This window comes from Pseudomonas sp. 2FE, assembly GCF_005503735.1.
GTDB lineage: Bacteria > Pseudomonadota > Gammaproteobacteria > Pseudomonadales > Pseudomonadaceae > Aquipseudomonas.
In genome coordinates this window covers 65,695-82,463 of sequence record NZ_SCMO01000011.1, presented here as the reverse complement: position 1 = coordinate 82,463, position 16,769 = coordinate 65,695, and the positions used below count along the sequence as shown (strand labels likewise).

The following is a 16,769-nucleotide window of genomic DNA, read 5'->3' as shown; positions in this document are numbered from 1 at the left end:
AGTAGTTAGGCAGGAGCTGCACGAATACTGTAGGAGCAGGCCCGCCGCCGCGAAGGTTCTTGCAGGCAGCGCAACTACCTGACTCAAAAAGCTCGCGCCGAGGCGGGGGGCGTTGAGGTCGTCCTGGGTTTATAGGTGTTAGTCCATTGATTCATCAGCAGCGCCGAGTGGAGCTATAGTCGGGCGGGGATTTGACAAGCGCTAGGCAGGAGCTAAGTTGATGGGCGCGGCTCAAGGAAGTACCGCGTCAAAGTCTAAATAAATGGAGCTTCATTATGCTTAAAGGACAAGTCTCTTCCCTCTTGTTTGCTGTCCTCACCAGCCTTTCTGTTAGCGCTTTTGCAGCAGAGCCGCCTAAGGTTGACGCGGCTAAGCCGACGGTCACTCAAGCGGCTAAAGTGGCTGAGGTCGATAAGGTTAACCTCAATACTGCCGATGCGGCCACGCTGGAGCGTGAGTTGATTGGCATTGGTGAGGTTAAGGCGAAAGCCATCATCGATCATCGCGAAACTAACGGCCCATTTGCTTCGGTGGATGAGTTGCTGGAGGTGAAGGGGATTGGTGCGGCGACGCTGGAGAAAAATCGCGATAAGTTGAGCCTCAACTAAGTCGCGAAGCACAGTAGCTCGATGTGCAGTAACTAAGGCCGGTCATTGACCTAATGCCAGTCAGTTAAGCTGACTGGCATTTTTTCGTTGGATACTTGCTGCGGCGTGGTTCGCCTCCCCGTGGGTAGCTGCGCTCGCGTCTAGCGGGGAGCAGGAAGTGCTTGGCCTGTACTCTGGGTTCTGCAAGCCGCTGAGGAATAGGGCCCGGCGTTTGCCTAGGACAATGAGGTAGCGCACCGGCAATCGCCAAGGCCAGCCACTGAAAACTTAGTCGTTGCGGCGGCGCTTTCAGCGCCTCAGCCATTAAGCGCATCTCTTGGCGGATCAGGTTATAGGCGAGCAAGGTGCCCCAGAGTTCTTGGCGAATGAGTTCGGGTTGTTTGCTGCGTGGCAGTTCCCCTTTCAATAAGCCCTGCTCGATTCCGCCTTGCTCCCAGTCGAGCAGGAAAGCCGCCGAATAGTAGGCGCGATCAAAGATCGTCACGGAGTGATCACCGACCGCTGCACCCAGGTTTTTGCCGTAGCTCAGCTCACCCACGGCGAAGTCACCGAAGCTGGCTGCGCGGATCAAATGACTGTAGGTGTCCATCAGCACACCCCGCGCACTTGCGGTCAGGCGCCATCCCCCGACGGGCTGCGGCCACCAGCAAACGCTTGCCGATTTTCCGTAGTGTCCGGCATCGACCAGACGACCCCGTCGACCGCATAGCTACGCAATCCCTGGAAGCGTGCCGACTCAGGTGGTGCAGTGGCGCCCCAGACTTGAGCCAACTGCTCAAACAGCGCAGCCAAGGGAGCCTCGCCAAGACGCTGCCGGGCTTGAACCGTCACGCTGGGTGCTGGAACCGCGCCTTCGCCACAGGCCAAACCCAGTTGTTGCACGATGAGCCAGAGGGGTTCGTTCTTGAACAATGCCAGCCCTACCACCAGCCAAACAATACGTTCAGCGGGTAGGCGCCTACGACGAAGAGAAACCGTACCGGTCAGTGTCAGCGCCTGCTCAATCCAGGCTGGGTCAACTTCAGCAACGATCGATTGTCTATGCTTTGAAGGAGCCCAGCACTCAGGGCCTGTGTCGCAACCGAATGGTTAGCTGAGGAGACGCCACCATGTTTAAACCTTCATTCCTGCGTAGATTGGCTGCTGTTTTAGCGGTGTTTCACCTGCTGTTGATCGCTCAGGTGCCTGCGGCAAATGCAGCCATGCTGGGTACTGCCGAGGTCTTGGCCGAGCAGCAGCAACAGGTCGACCGTGAGCATCTGTTGGCGATGCTCGATGATCAGGGGGTACAAAAGAAGCTTGCCTCACTCGGAGTCGAGCGAACTCAGGTTGCCGATCGGATCAATAGTCTGACCAATGCCGAATTGGCGCAGTTCAACCAGCAGTTGAATGAGGCCCCGGCCGGCGGTTTCATCGGCATCATCGTGCTGTTTCTGGTGATTTTCATCATCACCGACCTGCTCTGCGCGACCGATATTTTCACCTTCGTCAAATGTATAAATCGTTGAAAGGCTGGCATGTTCTCCCGCTAGTCCTGCTTGCTTTACTGGCTGCATGCGCGCGCTCCCCGGTGCTACCACCGGAGAGCGCGTTGTTGCCGGAGCGGGTAGAGCTCACCGAAGTGCCATTTTTCGCACAGAGTGACTATCAGTGCGGGCCGGCGGCGTTGGCGACGATGCTCAGCCAGCGTGGTGTCGCCACCAGTCCTGGCCTGCTCAAGGATCGCGTCTATATTCCCGGCCGTGAAGGCAGTCTGCAGGTCGAGTTGGTGGCGGCAGCGCGTGCGCATGAGCTGCTCGTCTATCCACTGCAACCGCATTTGGCGGATCTGCTGAAGGAGGTGGCGGCGGGTAATCCGGTGCTGGTGCTGCAGAATCTGGCTTTCGACTGGTATCCGCGTTGGCATTTTGCGGTGTTGGTTGGCTACGACCGCCGCGATGGCAGCCTGATTCTTCGCTCGGGCACCACCCGCCGTTGGCTGACTGACTTTGCCAGCTTCGACACTACCTGGGCGCGCAGCGGACGCTGGGCTGTCGTGACGCTGCCGGGTGATCGATTGCCAGCAGGTGCGCAATTGCGGCCCTGGTTAAAGGCGGCCAGTGACCTGGAAGAAACTGGGCATAGCCAGGTGGCTCGGCAGGCCTATCTGACCGCAACCAAGCGTTGGCCGGCGGAGTCTCTGGGTTGGTTTGCCTTGGCCAACAGTCATTATGCGGCAGGCGATCGAGCGGGTGCCGAGGCGGCTCTGCGCGAAAGCATCGAGCATGCGCCGAGCTTCGCCGCCGGTTGGTTCAACCTGTCGCAAGTGCTGGCAGAGCGGGGCTGTGAGGCTGCGGCGGCGGAGGTCGGGGCCTGTGCTCGGCGTCTGGCCCCGGCGGATAAGCGTTTTTCCTCGGTGCAGGTTAAGTCTCATCAGGCAGCCGGGCAGTGCTCGCCACCGCCAGCCTGCCCCCAGCCCTGATGGCTTAAGCCGGCCTTCTTAGGGGGCATGGCATCCGCTCAAACAGACGCAAGTCGTCGCGCTGCTGCGGCGTCAGCCAGTAGATCAAACCCTCTATCCTATGCCTTCAGCCTGGACGATCAGGTTCCAGCCAGGCACAGGCTTGGCGATTGCTCAGTTCCCAGGCCGGAGAGCGTTGCAGCGACATCTCGCCCGTTATTACCGTCACCCCGGCCGTCCCGCGATTATCTTTGTTAGTCATGCTTGAAATTTTGAACGGCTGGTGCGTATTTTGTACATGTCGCCATTACAGTGCGGTATGGGCAATTACAAGGATGAGACGTGATGACCACTGACGGCCGCAGTTCGCTTGCTGAGCGATTGATCGGCATTGACGAAATCGAGTGCGTGACCCCTGACCTGAACGGGGTGCCGCGGGGCAAAGTGATGACTGCCGCGGGCTTCCTCGAAGGGCGGCGGTTGCAGCTGGCGCGTGGCGTGCTGCTGCAATGCATCATGGGTGGTTACCCGCCTGCGTCTTTTTACGGTAGCGACGATGGCGACCTGGCGTTGAACGCTGATCCGACGCAGATTCACCGTCTGCCCTGGAGCGAGACACCGCGTGCCCTGGCCATCTGCGATGCGGATGAGCTGGATGGCCGTAGCTCCGGCCTGTCTACCCGCAGCCTGCTCAAACGCGTGATCGCCAGCTATGCCGAGCGCGGTTTGGCGCCGGTGGTGGCGACCGAGTTGGAGTTCTTTATCTTCGCCCCGAATGCCGATGCGCAGCAGCCGTTCAAGCCGCCGGTCGGCCTGGACGGTCGGCGCGAGGACGGCTGCTCGGCGTTTAGCGTGTCCTCCAATAGCGGCCTGCGGCCGTTCTTCAATGAGGTCTATCGGTGCATGGCGGCGCTCGGTCTGCCACGCGACACCTTCATGCACGAGATGGGCATCAGTCAGTTCGAGATCAATTTGCTGCACGGCGATCCACTGCTGCTGGCCGATCAGACGTTCCTGTTCAAACACTTGCTCAAGGAAGTCGCCCTCAAGCACGGTTTGACCGTGGTGTGCATGGCCAAGCCGTTGGCGAAGACTCCCGGCAGCTCCATGCACATTCACCAAAGCGTGGTGGAGCAGGGTAGCGGGCGGAATATTTTCAGCGATGAGTCCGGCGTAGCCACACCGGCGTTCTACCACTTCATTGGCGGTCAGCAGGCGGCGTTGGCGGAGTTCACGCTGTTGTTCGCGCCGAACGTCAACTCCTATCAGCGCTTGTGCCATCCCTATGCTTCACCGAACAATGCCTGCTGGTCGTACGATAACCGCGCGGCGGGTCTGCGCATCCCGGCCAGTGCGCCGGTCGCGCGGCGGGTGGAGAATCGCCTGCCGGGCGCCGATGCCAACCCCTATCTGGCGCTTGCCGCGAGCTTGGCGGCCGGGCTGTATGGGCTTGAGCATGGGTTGCAACCGAGCGAGCCGATCCAGGGTGAGTTCGCGGTGCCGGAGACGCTGAGCCTGCCGTGTACCATGCGCGCGGCGATCGAACGCTTGAAACGTAGCGAATTGGCGCGGGAACTGTTCGGCAAGGAGTTCATCGAAGGCTACATTGCTACTAAGACGATGGAACTTACGAGTTTCTTCGACGAGATCACGCCTTGGGAGCGCCGCGTTCTAGCCGCCCAGGCTTAAGTTTTTGCCTCCCCGGGCCGCGTTGTCTCTCAGCGCCCCGGCCCCCATTCAAGGAGCCGCTCGGAAAGCCGATGCGTCGAATCTGGAAGTCTTTTCGAGCGCTGTATTTCGCCAGCCTGCTAATGCTGATTGGCTCTGGTCTGTTGAGCACCTACCTGGGGCTGCGTCTTGCCGCGGATAAGACCGATAGCCTGTGGGTCGGTGCGCTGATGGCGGCCAACTACTTTGGTTTGGTGTTGGGTGGCAAACTCGGCCACCGCTTGATCGCGCGGGTGGGGCATATCCGTGCCTATGTCACCTGCGCGGGCGTGGTGACCGCCGCTGTACTTGGCCACGGTTTGATCGACTGGCTGCCGGCCTGGATCGTGCTGCGGGCCATCGTCGGCCTGGGCATGATGTGTCAGTACATGGTGATCGAGAGCTGGCTCAACGAGCAGGCCGATGCAAGTCAGCGAGGCATGGTCTTTTCCGGCTATATGATCGCCTCCTACCTCGGTCTGGTGCTGGGCCAACTGGTGCTGGTACTGCACCCGGCACTCGGGCTTGAGTTGTTGATGCTGGTGGCGCTGTGCTTTGCCCTGTGCTTGGTGCCGGTGGCGGTGACGCGCAAGATTCACCCGGCACCGATGCACCCGGCGCCGTTGGAGCCGCGCTTTTTCATTAAGCGGGTACCGCAGTCGTTAACCACGACCTTGGTATCTGGGCTGGTGATTGGCGCGTTTTATGGCCTAGCACCGCTGTACGCCTCTCGCTTGGGGCTGAGCACTGAACAAGTCGGTTTGTTTATGGGCTGCTGCATCCTCGCCGGGCTGGTTGTGCAGTGGCCGCTGGGCTGGTTGTCCGATCGGCATGATCGCGCTCGCTTGATCCGTGGTTGCGCTTTCCTGCTGGTGCTGGCGGCCTTGCCGTTGGCCTTGATGCCTTCGGTGCCGCTGGAGCTGTTGTTCCCCATGGGCTTCGTGGTCAGCCTGTTGCAGTTCAGTCTCTATCCCTTGGCGGTAGCCTTCTCGAATGACCATGTCGAGGGCGAACACCGGGTGTCGCTGACCGCCATCTTGCTGGTCACCTTTGGCATTGGTGCCTGCTTGGGGCCGCTGGTGGCTGGGGTGTTGATGCGGCAGCTGGGCGCCCACATGCTCTTTGCCTTCGTCAGCTTCTGTGCCTTTACCCTGGTCTGGCGGATCCGCCCGGATGCGGTAAGCAAGCTGTATCAGGTCGAAGATGCACCGCTGCATCACGTTGCGATGCCGGACAATATGACCAGCTCACCGCTGGTGGCGGCGCTTGATCCTCGGGTCGATGAGCAGATCGTGCACGATCAGATGCAGAACCCGTCGGAGCCTCCGGTTGAATCACCCGCCGAGCCGGTTGACGAAGCGCTACGATGACGGCGCCGCTGCTCAGCGTGATCATTCCCGCGCTGAATGAGGCGCAGAATTTGCCGCGGCTGCTGGACGATCTGCAGAGCCTGCGCGCGGCAGGCGCCGAGCTGATTTTGGTCGATGGCGGCAGCCGTGACGGTAGCGCACAGCAGTCGGCTGCTGCCGTCGATCAAATCCTGACGACCGCTCCAGGGCGTGCGCGGCAGATGAATGCCGGCGCCAGCCTGGCGAGCGGGCGTTACCTGTGGTTCTTGCATGCCGACACGCGAGTACCGCCGCGGGCCTGGCAACGTTTGCTCGAGGTGCTTGCCGAACAGCCGGCCTGGGGCCGTTTCGATGTGCAGTTATCGGGTCCTGGTCCATCGCTACGGCTGATCGGCAACATGATCAGCCTGCGCTCGCGACTCACCGGTATAGCCAGCGGTGATCAAGGCATCTTCGTTGCACGCCGCGTGTTCGAGGCGTTGGGTGGTTACGCCGAACTGCCGCTGATGGAAGATCTGGAGCTGTCGCGACGCCTCAAACGCTTGGCCCGGCCGCGTTGTTTGTGGCCGCCACTGGTGACATCTAGCCGTCGTTGGGAGCAGCATGGTATCTGGCGTACAGTGCTACTGATGTGGCGCTTGCGCTTGGCCTACTACTGCGGTGCCAGCCCCGAAAAACTGGCGCGACAGTACGACGGAGGACCGCTGTTATGAGCCTGTCCATCTCCTTGCACCTGCTGGCGCGTACGCCTGAGCCAGGCCGCGTCAAAACCCGGCTGATTCCTGTTTTGGGCGAAGAGGGGGCCAGCGATTTGCAACGTTTGCTGCTTGAGCGCGCGCTGGCCCTGCCCGCGCAGGGGTTCACTGAGCGCTTCCTGTGGCTGGATGAGGACCCGGATGAGGAGCTGGAAGCCCTGGCCGAGGCGTTCGACTGGACGGTGATCGGACAGCCCGCGGGCGATCTTGGCGAACGGATGCGGCGTATCGCGACCCTCGGCTTGGCGGAGAGTGATGCGGTAGTCCTGATCGGCAATGACTGTCCGGCGCTGGATGGCGAGTATCTCGGCGCGGCCTGCCAAGCGTTGACGACGCAGGAGGCGGTGCTGGGGCCGGCGGAAGACGGTGGTTATGTGCTGCTCGGTTTGCGCCGGCTCGACCCGCTGCTGTTCGAGGCTATGCCCTGGGGCACCGACCAGATCTTGGCGCTGACCTGTGAACGTCTGCAGCAGTTGGGTTGGGGGCACAAGCTACTGTCGGTGCTATGGGATGTGGATCGCCCGGAAGATCTATCGCGCTTGGCTGAGCTGGGGATTCGTCTACGCGTGATCTAGAGGGGCGATCAAGACTCTTCGGTTGAGCGGATTGCCGCCTTATTGCCTGCGCTGCCCCTTAAGTCATGCCTGCGCTTTTCTGGGTGTTCTCTGCCAATTTGCCGGTTTATTACGGCACATTTCCTGGCTTTCCAAACAGCCGCTTAGACTTTTCGTCGGGAAAGCAGAAAAATCACGCCATAAAATTGACTCTTGTCGTGCTTTTAACTTTACTAGTGGCCACTTGCCGGTGTTTTCCGTAAATTTTGACGGCGACGCGGTCCTCTTCCAGCCCACGAGTTAGAAAAAATAAGATGTGGCGTGAAACCAAAATTTTGCTGATTGACGACAACAGTGAGCGCCGTCGGGATTTGGCGGTCATTCTGGATTTTCTCGGGGAAGAGCATCTCGTCTGTAGCAGCCGAGACTGGCGTGAGACTGTGAGCCAACTGGCCAGCAGCCGCGATGTGTTGAGCGTGCTGCTTGGCGAGGTTGAGTCCAAGGGCGGGGTGCTTGAGCTGCTCAAGCAACTGGCGAGCTGGGACGAGTTGGTGCCGCTACTGCTGATCGGCGAACCGGTGCCGGCCGATTGGTCGGAAGAGCTGCGGCGCCGAGTACTGACCAGTCTGGAAATGCCGCCAAGCTATAACAAGCTGCTCGACTCCCTGCATCGTGCCCAGGTCTACCGTGAGATGTATGACCAGGCCCGCGATCGTGGCCATCAGCGCGAACCCAATCTGTTTCGCAGCCTGGTCGGCACTAGTCGTGCGATTCAGCAGGTGCGGCAGATGATGCAGCAAGTCGCCGATACCGAGGCCAGCGTGCTGATCCTCGGCGAGTCGGGCACCGGTAAGGAGGTGGTTGCACGTAACCTGCATTACCACTCCAGGCGCCGTGATGCGCCCTTCGTGCCGGTCAACTGCGGGGCGATCCCGGCGGAGTTGCTGGAAAGCGAACTGTTTGGCCATGAGAAGGGCGCCTTTAGCGGCGCCATCACCAGCCGGGCTGGGCGTTTCGAGTTGGCCAATGGCGGTACGCTATTTCTCGACGAGATCGGCGACATGCCGTTACCCATGCAGGTCAAGCTGCTGCGGGTGTTGCAGGAGCGGACCTTCGAGCGGGTGGGTAGCAACAAGACGCAGAGCGCTGACGTGCGCATCATCGCGGCGACGCATAAGAATCTGGAGCAGATGATCGAGCAAGGCACCTTCCGCGAAGATCTCTACTACCGCTTGAATGTGTTCCCGATCGAGATGGCCCCACTGCGCGAGCGCGTCGAGGACATTCCGCTGTTGATGAACGAGCTGATCTCGCGCATGGAGTTCGAGAAGCGCGGTTCGATTCGCTTCAACTCCGCGGCCATCATGTCGCTCTGTCGGCATGACTGGGCAGGCAACGTGCGCGAGCTGGCCAACCTGGTCGAGCGCATGGCGATCATGCATCCCTACGGCGTGATCGGCGTGTTGGAGCTGCCGAAGAAGTTCCGCCAGGTCGACGACGAGCATGATCAACAGGCGACCAACCTGCGTGATGAGCTGGAGGAGCGGGTTGCGTTCAGTGCTGGCATACCGGGCTTGGATTCGTCAGCGATGCTGCCGCCGGAAGGCTTGGATCTCAAGGATTACTTGGGCAATCTCGAGCAGAGCCTGATCCAGCAAGCGCTGGATGATGCCGGCGGGGTGGTGGCGCGTGCGGCCGAACGCCTACGCATTCGCCGGACCACTCTAGTCGAGAAAATGCGCAAGTACGGCATGAGTCGTCGCGATGACGAGGACCAGCCGGAGGATTGAGGCGCCCTCCGGTGGATTTTTTTATCTGGTTGGAAAGTAAGCCTAATTTTTAGGTGCTGGCATGGCTCGTCCTCTCTCGATTGGCGGTCTTATGGTGGCTCGCTGCGTGCGTGGATCATGAACCCAACCGCCCGCCAGCTGGGCTGCGGTCAGACATTATCGAGTCAGGCCGAGGGCAGGCTGGGGGCGTTGCATCGCTACCTGGCTGATGAGCTAGCCGCGTTATCTTGACGAGGCGAATGCTGACGCGGATAAACGGGGGCAGAAGTTGCTCGATGAGTGGTCGCGCAGGCTGCTCGGAGGTGGGCACGGTTGACCGCGGTTGCGGTTGCTGTTGGTGAGGGGCGGTGCTACATCTTCAGTGTGCGCACCGCGCATAAAATTATGGATTTCTGCTGCATAGGGAGTGTTTCATGGCCATCACTTCGTTGCCCTCGGCCGATGGGCAAGAGCTAAACATTCGGATCCAGGGGCGTTTCGATTTTGGCGCGCACCAGGAGTTTCGCGACTCCTACGAGCGGGTGAATGTCAGCCCGAAGCGTTACGTCGTCGACCTCGAGGGCACCACCTACCTCGACAGTTCGGCCCTCGGCATGCTCCTGCTGCTGCGCGATCATGCGGGGGGCGACCATGCGCAGATCAGCCTGGTCAACTGCAATGCCGACGTGCGCAAGATTCTCGCCATCTCCAACTTCGAACAGTTGTTCAAAGTCGCATAGGACATCCACTGATGGCCGAGCGTCTGTCCATCCTAATTGCCGAGGACAACGCTGCCGATCGGATGCTGCTGTCGACCATCGTCAGTCGTCAGGGTCATCGGGTGCTGACTGCCAGCAATGGGTTGGAGGCGGTGGCGCTGTTCGAACTCGAACGGCCAGAGTTGGTACTGATGGACGCCTTGATGCCGGTGCTGGATGGCTTCGAGGCGGCGCGGCGGATCAAACAAGCAGCCGGCGAAGCGCTGGTGCCGATCATCTTCCTCACCTCGCTGAGCGAAGGCGAGGCTTTGGTCCGTTGCCTGGAGGCCGGTGGCGACGATTTTCTCGCCAAACCCTATAACCGGGTCATTCTCGACGCCAAGATCAAGGCCATGGATCGCCTGCGTCGCCTGCAAGCGACCGTGCTGCAGCAGCGTGACCTGATTGCCAGGCACAACGAGCATCTGCTGACCGAACAACGGGTGGCCAAGGCGGTATTCGACAAGGTGGCGCACTCCGGCTGCCTGAGCGCGTCGAATATCCGCTACCTGCAATCACCCTATGCCTTGTTCAATGGTGACCTGCTGCTGGCGGCGTTCAAGCCTTCGGGCGGCATGCATGTACTGCTCGGCGATTTTACCGGACATGGCTTGCCGGCAGCGATTGGTGCCATGCCGCTGGCCGAAGTGTTCTACGGCATGACCGCCAAGGGTTACTCCCTGGCGGAAATCCTCCGCGAGGTGAATGCCAAGCTCAAACATATCCTGCCGCTGGGGGTCTTCTGCTGCGCCACCCTGCTTAATCTGAGCTTTCAGCGGCGGGTGGTCGAGGTCTGGAATGGTGGCCTGCCGGATGGCTATCTGCACCGCATCGCTAGCGGCGAGCGGATTGCGTTGGTCTCGCGGCATTTGCCCTTGGGTGTGCTGGAGCCGGCGGCCTTTGATGACAGCTGTGAGATCTATCCTCTGGAGTTGGGTGACCGGCTGTTCTTGCTGTCCGACGGGGTGCTGGAAACCCGTAATAGCGCGGCCCAGTTGTTTGGCGAAGAACGCCTGCTGGCGGTGTTCGCGGCCAATCGCCAGCCTGACCTGCTGTTCGAAGAAATCCAGCAGGCGCTGAGCAGCTTCCGTGGTGAGGCGCAGGATGATGTCAGTATGGTCGAGGTCAGCCTGGTCGAAGCCGGCACCTTGCCGCGACCACCGCTGGCATTCGCCGACAGCGGGCAAAGCAGTCCGCTGGATTGGTCGGCGAGTTTTGAGTTTCGTGCGCAAACCCTCAAGCGCTTCAATCCGCTGCCGTTCCTGCTGCAATTGCTCCTCGAAGTGCAGGGTTTGCGCGTCCAGGGTGGGGCGCTGTACAGCGTGCTGGCCGAGCTCTACTCGAATGCGTTGGAACACGGTGTCCTGGGGCTGGATTCGGCGCTCAAATGCGACGTCACGGGTTTCGCCGACTACTACCGTGAGCGCAGCGCGCGCCTGGCCAGTCTGAGCGAGGGTTATGTGCGTTTTCACCTGGAGCTGCTGCCGGAACCTGGCGGTGGCCGGCTGATTGTGCGGGTCGAGGACAGCGGTCAGGGCTTTGATGTGCAGCGTGTGCTGGAGCAGCAGCAAGTGGCGGACAGCCTCTGTGGGCGCGGCTTGAGCTTGGTGCGCCAGCTGACCGAGCGCTGCGCTTGGCCGGATGATGGGCGGGGCGTCAGCGTGGAGTTTTCCTGGTCGGATCAGGCATAATCTTTAGCCCCTTGATCAAGGAGTGACCAAGTGTCCGCTGCTCATCTCGACAATACCGTACTGGCCGCCTTGCAGGACGTCATGGAGAACGAATATCCGTTGTTGTTGGATACCTTCCTGGCCGACTCAGAGGAGCGTCTGCGTTTGCTGCACGCGGCGCAGCAGGGCCGTGACGCGCAGAGCCTGCGGTTGACTGCGCACAGCTTCAAGGGCAGTTGCAGCAATATGGGTGCACCGCTCCTGGCCGGGTTGTGCAAACAGTTGGAAGAGACCAGCCGTCGCGAACTCCTGGCCGAGGCGCCGCAGCTGATCGAACAGATCGAGCGCGAGTTTGCCATCGTGCGCATCCTCTTCAAGTCCGAGCGGCAGCGTTACCCGATGCCGCGCACCTAGTGGCGCAGAGCGCTGTAATCCTGTTAAAAGCTTGGCCCAAGCCCTGTTGTAGTCCCGGCACGACCCTAACCGCAGGGCGAGTGCCCATGTCCGTTGCCCCGATCTGCTTTTCGAGTCTGCACCCGAGGTAAAGCCCAAAGCGTTCCGGATCGCGAACTGGCGATCAATCCGGGGCAGGTGTTCGGCTTCTTGAATAGCATCGGCGCCAAAGATCTGGCGTTCTGTCTGGGGCGGAGCGGATCGCCCCGACCCGACCCCATGCGATCAGGCGCAGTCCCTAGGTTGCCCCATCTACCAAGCGCTACCCAGGCATGTCCAGGAGCTGCTTGGGCATGAGGAAGTGCAGCAGTTGATGCGGTTGCCGGCGAAAAGCTCGCCGAAGCTGACGCAAGAGCGACTGCCGGTACGTGGCATCCGTTCGATTGCCGAGGCTGTCTCGAACCTCGTGTCGAAGAGTCAAGATTCCGTCGCGCTAGCTGTCGCGGTGCGGGCGACGTTGGCGTGCGCCATCGGGCCAAAGCATTGTGGGGCTAGGGCTGGAGCTGCCTGTGATCAGCCTGAGGTAGGGTTGGAACAGATATTGCTGAAGATGCTATGGCCGACCCGTTTGCCGGTCTTTGTTCGGCGTGATGCGCTGGCTAGGTGTGGTGGGCGGACGCAAGAATTTCTAGGCATAGGATGTGTTTTGTACCGTTCGGGATGATCCGAACGGAACCAGCCAAATGGCCCCAGTCGAAGTCAGACAAGGTGTGTAGATAACATGGGTATGCATCCCGTACAGGTGATCGCGGTGACCGGCGGCAAGGGTGGCGTCGGCAAAACCAATGTGGCGGTGAATCTGTCCCTGGCCCTAGCCGACCTCGGTCGGCGGGTGATGTTGATGGATGCCGATCTCGGCCTGGCAAACATCGATGTGCTGCTCGGCTTAACGGCGAAGCGCACCTTGGCCGATGTCATCAGTGGCGAGTGCGAACTGCGCGATGTCCTGCTGCAGGGGCCGGGCGGTATTCGCGTAGTGCCGTCGGCCTCGGGCACACAGAGCATGCTGCACCTCTCGCCGATGCAGCATGCCGGGCTGATCCAGGCGTTCAGCGAGATCAGTGACAACCTCGACGTGCTGGTGATCGATACCGCCGCCGGGATTGGCGAGGCGGTGATCAGCTTCGTGCGCGCCGCCCAGGAAGTCATAGTGGTAGTGGTCGATGAACCGACCTCGATCACCGACGCCTATGCGCTGATCAAACTGCTCAATCGCGACCACGGCATGAGCCGTTTCCGCGTGCTGGCCAACCTGGTGCATAGCCCGCAAGAGGGCCGCAACCTCTTCGCCAAGCTGACCAAGGTGACGGATCGGTTCCTCGACGTGGCGCTGCAGTACGCCGGCGCCGTGCCCTACGATGAGTCGGTCCGTAAGGCGGTGCAGAAACAGCGCGCGGTCTACGAAGCTTTCCCGCGCTCGAAGTGCGCGCTGGCGTTCAAGGCGATAGCTCAGAAGGTCGACACCTGGCCGTTGCCGGCCAACCCGCGCGGCCATCTGGAGTTTTTCGTCGAGCGTCTGGTTCGGCGGCCGACCGCTGATTCGGCCGCATGACAGCGGCCATTGGGCTGCGTATGCATAGCAAGGCTCAGGCGCTGGCTCTCGGCATCAGTTGATCGAGCGGCATGCGCCGTGGGTCATGCCTTGCAGGCTTTGAGCAGCCCCTCCAGCGAACCTTGGCGGTCTCGCCTTTAGCCAGTAAGCCTTCCAGCGGTTGCCGCAGCTTGAGCGCAAGGTCGGTTGTGGTCGCGCTCGGGCGCGCAGTTGGCGCGGGCTGCTGATTTCGCTCATTAACGGGTTACAAGCTGTCGAAAATGTCCACTGCGGGGGGCGGGGCATGGCATGTATAATGCCGCCCCGTCCGGGCCGGCCGTGTACTTAGCTTGCGTCAATAATAGCGGTCAAGCCTGCTCGGATTTGATAGCCAGAAGCTTGAATACCCGAAAGGTCGCCATGCCGTGATTAGCCCTTTACTCGAAGCTGTGGCGCTCGCCTGCGAGCGGGATTGGCGCATGCTCTTCGAGCGGCTCGACCTGCGCCTGGCTGCCGGTGAAATGTTGCAGGTGTCCGGCCCCAATGGCAGCGGCAAGACCAGCCTGTTGCGTTTGCTGGCCGGCTTGATGCAGCCCACCGCCGGTGAGGTGCGCCTGAATGGTCAGGTGCTGGCTCGGCAGCGTGATGAGCTGACCCGCAATCTGCTGTGGATTGGCCATGCCGCCGGGATCAAGGGCTTGCTGACCGCCGAGGAAAACCTCGCCTGGCTGTGCGCGCTGCATCGTCCCGCCGAGCGTGGCGCGATCTGGCAGGCGCTTGAAGCCGTCGGGCTGCGCGGGTTTGAGGATGTTCCCTGCCATACCTTATCGGCTGGCCAACAGCGCCGAGTCGCCCTGGCTCGACTGTATCTGGACGCACCGCCGCTGTGGATTCTCGATGAGCCATTCACCGCGCTCGACAAGCAAGGCGTGGCTCAACTGGAAAGCCATCTGGCTCGTCATTGCGAGCAAGGTGGCCTGGTGGTGTTGACCACCCACCACACGCTGGCGGTGAAGCCGGTTGGCTATCGCGATCTCGATTTGGGGCAGCGCAATCCATGAGCAATGTCTTTACCTTGCTCGTCGCCCGTGAGGCGCGCCTGCTGTTTCGCCGCCCGGCGGAGCTGGCCAATCCGCTGGTGTTTTTCGCCATAGTGATCGCCCTGTTCCCGCTCGCCGTCGGGCCGGAAACCCAGTTGCTGCAAACCCTGTCGCCCGGTTTGATCTGGGTGGCGGCGCTACTGGCGGTGCTGCTGTCGCTGGACGGCTTGTTTCGTAGCGATTTCGAAGATGGCTCGCTGGAGCAGTGGGTCCTTTCGTCGCACCCCTTGGCGCTTCTGGTGCTGGCTAAGGTGCTGGCACACTGGCTGTTTTCCGGTTTGGCATTGGTCTTGCTCGCACCCTTGCTGGCGTTGATGCTCGGCCTACCGTCGCGCTGCCTGCCGGTCTTGCTGCTGACGCTATTGCTGGGGACGCCGGTGTTGAGCCTGCTCGGCGCCGTGGGTGCGGCGTTGACCGTGGGCCTCAAGCGTGGCGGCCTGTTGCTGGCGCTGCTGATTCTGCCGTTGTACATCCCGGTGTTGATTCTCGGCAGCGGGTCGTTGCAGGCGGCCCTGCAAGGATTGCCGGTTGTCGGTTACTTACTGTGGATGGGCAGTCTCACTGCGTTAGCGGTCACACTGACTCCTTTTGCGACAGCCGCCGGCCTGTCTATCAGCGTCGGCGAATAACAATGAATTGGTTACCGTGATGAATTGGACTTGGTTTCACAAATGGGGCTCGCCCAAATGGTTCTACGACATCAGCGGTCGCTGGCTGCCCTGGCTGACGCTGGCCGCCGGGTTGCTGATCGGCGTGGGCCTGGTGTGGGGGCTGGCTTTTGCGCCGCCGGATTACCAGCAGGGCAATAGCTTCCGGATCATCTACATCCATGTGCCGGCGGCCATCCTCGCCCAGTCCTGTTACCTCATGCTGGCGGTGGCGGGCGTGGTGGGGCTGGTGTGGAAGATTAAGCTGGCGGATGTGGCGTTGCAGGCGGCCGCGCCTATCGGTGCCTGGATGACGGTTATCGCGCTGCTGACCGGTGCCATCTGGGGCAAACCGACCTGGGGTTCCTGGTGGGTCTGGGATGCGCGGTTGACCTCGATGTTGATCCTGCTGTTTCTGTATTTCGGCGTGATCGCCCTCGGTCATGCCATCAGCAATCGCGACAGCGCGGCCAAAGCGTGCGCCGTGCTGGCCATAGTCGGGGTGATCAACATCCCGATCATCAAATACTCGGTGGAGTGGTGGAACACCCTGCACCAGGGCGCCACCTTCACACTCACCGAGAAGCCGGCGATGCCGGCGGAGATGTGGCTGCCGCTGTTGCTCATGGCACTCGGTTTTTACTGTTTCTTCGGCGCCGTATTGCTGCTGCGCATGCGCCTGGAAGTGCTCAAGCGCGAGTCGCGCAGCAGTTGGGTCAAGGCCGAAGTGGTGAAACAAGTGGGGCTGGAGGGCGTACGATGAGCTTTACCTCCTTCGGCGATTTTCTCGCCATGGGCCAGCATGCCTTGTATGTCTGGTCGGCCTATGGCATTGGCCTGACAGTGCTGGTTATCAACGTCGCGCTGCCGATTCTGGCGCGTCGCCGTTACCTGCAAGAAGAGGCGCGTCGTTTGCGCCGGGAGCGTCAGAAGTGAATCCGCTGCGTAAGAAGCGTCTGTTGATCATCCTCGGCATTCTGGCCGGCGTCGGGGTCGCCGTCGCACTCGCGCTCAGCGCCCTGCAGCAGAACATCAATCTGTTTTACACCCCGACGCAGATCGCTAATGGCGAAGTACCGCATGACACCCGGATTCGCGCCGGCGGCATGGTCGAAAAGGGCTCCTTGAAGCGTTTCGGCGACTCGCTGGACGTGCAGTTCGTGGTCACCGACTTCGCCAAGCGAGTCACCATCCAATACCGCGGCATCCTGCCGGATCTGTTCCGTGAGGGGCAGGGCATAGTCGCTTTGGGCAAGCTGAATGCCGATGGCGTGCTGATCGCCGACGAAGTGCTGGCCAAGCACGACGAAAAGTACATGCCACCGGAAGTGACCAAGGCCCTCAAAGACAGCGGCCAGTATCAGTCCATGCAGTCGGACGCCATGCAATCGAAAGAGGGGGCGCAATGATGTCTGGCTTGATGCCTGG

20 protein-coding genes and 1 pseudogene are annotated in these 16,769 nt (G+C 61.0%); 18 read left to right on the top strand and 3 right to left on the bottom strand.

Features of this window, described 5'->3' with window-relative positions:
• Positions 1–275 precede the first annotated feature (275 nt).
• A complete protein-coding gene (locus FFS12_RS15835; protein WP_137888125.1) occupies positions 276–608 on the top strand; it encodes a helix-hairpin-helix domain-containing protein in 333 nt (110 codons plus the stop codon).
• 64 nt (positions 609–672) lie between these two features.
• Here FFS12_RS15835 and FFS12_RS15830 read toward each other — a convergent pair whose 3' ends face one another.
• Positions 673–1,197 (bottom strand): hypothetical protein, encoded by a 525-nt coding sequence (locus FFS12_RS15830; RefSeq protein WP_137888123.1) that lies wholly within the window; start codon positions 1,195–1,197, stop codon positions 673–675.
• A gap of 23 nt (positions 1,198–1,220) precedes the next feature.
• The gene (locus tag FFS12_RS15825; protein WP_137888121.1) at positions 1,221–1,640 is read right to left on the bottom strand and encodes a transposase domain-containing protein; all 420 of its coding nucleotides are present in this window, start codon (positions 1,638–1,640) and stop codon (positions 1,221–1,223) included.
• A 77-nt stretch (positions 1,641–1,717) separates the two neighbouring features.
• On the opposite strand from FFS12_RS15825, the gene FFS12_RS15820 reads away from it, so the two are divergent.
• Together FFS12_RS15820 and FFS12_RS15815 are read left to right on the top strand one after the other, a co-directional pair.
• Positions 1,718–2,116: a PA2779 family protein gene (locus tag FFS12_RS15820; RefSeq protein WP_137888119.1), complete on the top strand. Its 399-nt coding sequence runs from the start codon at positions 1,718–1,720 to the stop codon at positions 2,114–2,116.
• Positions 2,101–3,069: a PA2778 family cysteine peptidase gene (locus FFS12_RS15815; protein ID WP_137888117.1), complete on the top strand. Its 969-nt coding sequence runs from the start codon at positions 2,101–2,103 to the stop codon at positions 3,067–3,069. The genes FFS12_RS15820 and FFS12_RS15815 overlap by 16 nt, the downstream gene beginning before the upstream one ends.
• A 106-nt stretch (positions 3,070–3,175) precedes the next feature.
• Here the strand turns inward: FFS12_RS15815 and FFS12_RS20285 are convergent, their stop codons facing one another.
• Positions 3,176–3,310, bottom strand: coding sequence for a hypothetical protein (locus FFS12_RS20285; protein ID WP_256657399.1), 135 nt, complete (start codon positions 3,308–3,310; stop codon positions 3,176–3,178).
• A gap of 185 nt (positions 3,311–3,495) precedes the next feature.
• Between FFS12_RS20285 and FFS12_RS15810 the strand changes: the two genes are divergently transcribed.
• From FFS12_RS15810 to ccmE, 15 genes and pseudogenes are all read left to right on the top strand, one after another.
• Complete coding sequence (locus tag FFS12_RS15810; protein WP_171011903.1) at positions 3,496–4,737, top strand: glutamine synthetase family protein; 1,242 nt, start codon at positions 3,496–3,498, stop codon at positions 4,735–4,737.
• 71 nt (positions 4,738–4,808) lie between these two features.
• On the top strand, positions 4,809–6,125 hold the full coding sequence (locus FFS12_RS15805; protein ID WP_137888112.1) for an MFS transporter: 1,317 nt from the start codon (positions 4,809–4,811) through the stop codon (positions 6,123–6,125).
• On the top strand, positions 6,122–6,817 hold the full coding sequence (locus FFS12_RS15800) for a TIGR04283 family arsenosugar biosynthesis glycosyltransferase (RefSeq protein WP_137888110.1): 696 nt from the start codon (positions 6,122–6,124) through the stop codon (positions 6,815–6,817). The genes FFS12_RS15805 and FFS12_RS15800 overlap by 4 nt, the downstream gene beginning before the upstream one ends.
• Complete coding sequence (locus FFS12_RS15795; protein ID WP_137888108.1) at positions 6,814–7,434, top strand: TIGR04282 family arsenosugar biosynthesis glycosyltransferase; 621 nt, start codon at positions 6,814–6,816, stop codon at positions 7,432–7,434. The genes FFS12_RS15800 and FFS12_RS15795 overlap by 4 nt, the downstream gene beginning before the upstream one ends.
• A gap of 293 nt (positions 7,435–7,727) precedes the next feature.
• Positions 7,728–9,203 carry a sigma-54 dependent transcriptional regulator gene (locus tag FFS12_RS15790; protein ID WP_137888106.1) on the top strand — a complete coding sequence of 492 codons (1,476 nt, stop codon included), beginning with the start codon at positions 7,728–7,730 and terminating at the stop codon, positions 9,201–9,203.
• Positions 9,204–9,616: 413 nt separating this feature from the next.
• Entirely contained in the window at positions 9,617–9,922 is a 306-nt protein-coding gene (locus FFS12_RS15785) for an STAS domain-containing protein (protein ID WP_137888104.1), read from the top strand.
• A gap of 11 nt (positions 9,923–9,933) precedes the next feature.
• Positions 9,934–11,631, top strand: a complete 1,698-nt coding sequence (locus tag FFS12_RS15780; RefSeq protein ID WP_137888102.1) for a fused response regulator/phosphatase — start codon at positions 9,934–9,936, stop codon at positions 11,629–11,631.
• A gap of 30 nt (positions 11,632–11,661) precedes the next feature.
• Positions 11,662–12,024 carry an Hpt domain-containing protein gene (locus tag FFS12_RS15775; protein ID WP_137888100.1) on the top strand — a complete coding sequence of 121 codons (363 nt, stop codon included), beginning with the start codon at positions 11,662–11,664 and terminating at the stop codon, positions 12,022–12,024.
• A gap of 102 nt (positions 12,025–12,126) precedes the next feature.
• A pseudogene (locus FFS12_RS20280) lies at positions 12,127–12,619 on the top strand (FHIPEP family type III secretion protein); the annotation flags it as partial.
• A 165-nt stretch (positions 12,620–12,784) separates the two neighbouring features.
• Entirely contained in the window at positions 12,785–13,615 is an 831-nt protein-coding gene (gene fleN, locus FFS12_RS15770; RefSeq protein ID WP_171011899.1) for a flagellar synthesis regulator FleN, read from the top strand.
• A gap of 404 nt (positions 13,616–14,019) precedes the next feature.
• Positions 14,020–14,655: a cytochrome c biogenesis heme-transporting ATPase CcmA gene (gene ccmA / locus FFS12_RS15765; RefSeq protein WP_137888098.1), complete on the top strand. Its 636-nt coding sequence runs from the start codon at positions 14,020–14,022 to the stop codon at positions 14,653–14,655.
• A complete protein-coding gene (gene ccmB, locus FFS12_RS15760) occupies positions 14,652–15,323 on the top strand; it encodes a heme exporter protein CcmB (RefSeq protein WP_137888096.1) in 672 nt (223 codons plus the stop codon). Before ccmA ends, ccmB begins: the two co-directional genes overlap by 4 nt.
• Before the next feature lie 16 nt (positions 15,324–15,339).
• On the top strand, positions 15,340–16,104 hold the full coding sequence (locus FFS12_RS15755) for a heme ABC transporter permease (RefSeq protein ID WP_171011898.1): 765 nt from the start codon (positions 15,340–15,342) through the stop codon (positions 16,102–16,104).
• Positions 16,101–16,277 carry a heme exporter protein CcmD gene (gene ccmD, locus FFS12_RS15750; RefSeq protein ID WP_137888092.1) on the top strand — a complete coding sequence of 59 codons (177 nt, stop codon included), beginning with the start codon at positions 16,101–16,103 and terminating at the stop codon, positions 16,275–16,277. Before FFS12_RS15755 ends, ccmD begins: the two co-directional genes overlap by 4 nt.
• The gene (gene ccmE, locus FFS12_RS15745) at positions 16,274–16,750 is read left to right on the top strand and encodes a cytochrome c maturation protein CcmE (protein WP_137888090.1); all 477 of its coding nucleotides are present in this window, start codon (positions 16,274–16,276) and stop codon (positions 16,748–16,750) included. The genes ccmD and ccmE overlap by 4 nt, the downstream gene beginning before the upstream one ends.
• Positions 16,751–16,769: the final 19 nt, after the last annotated feature.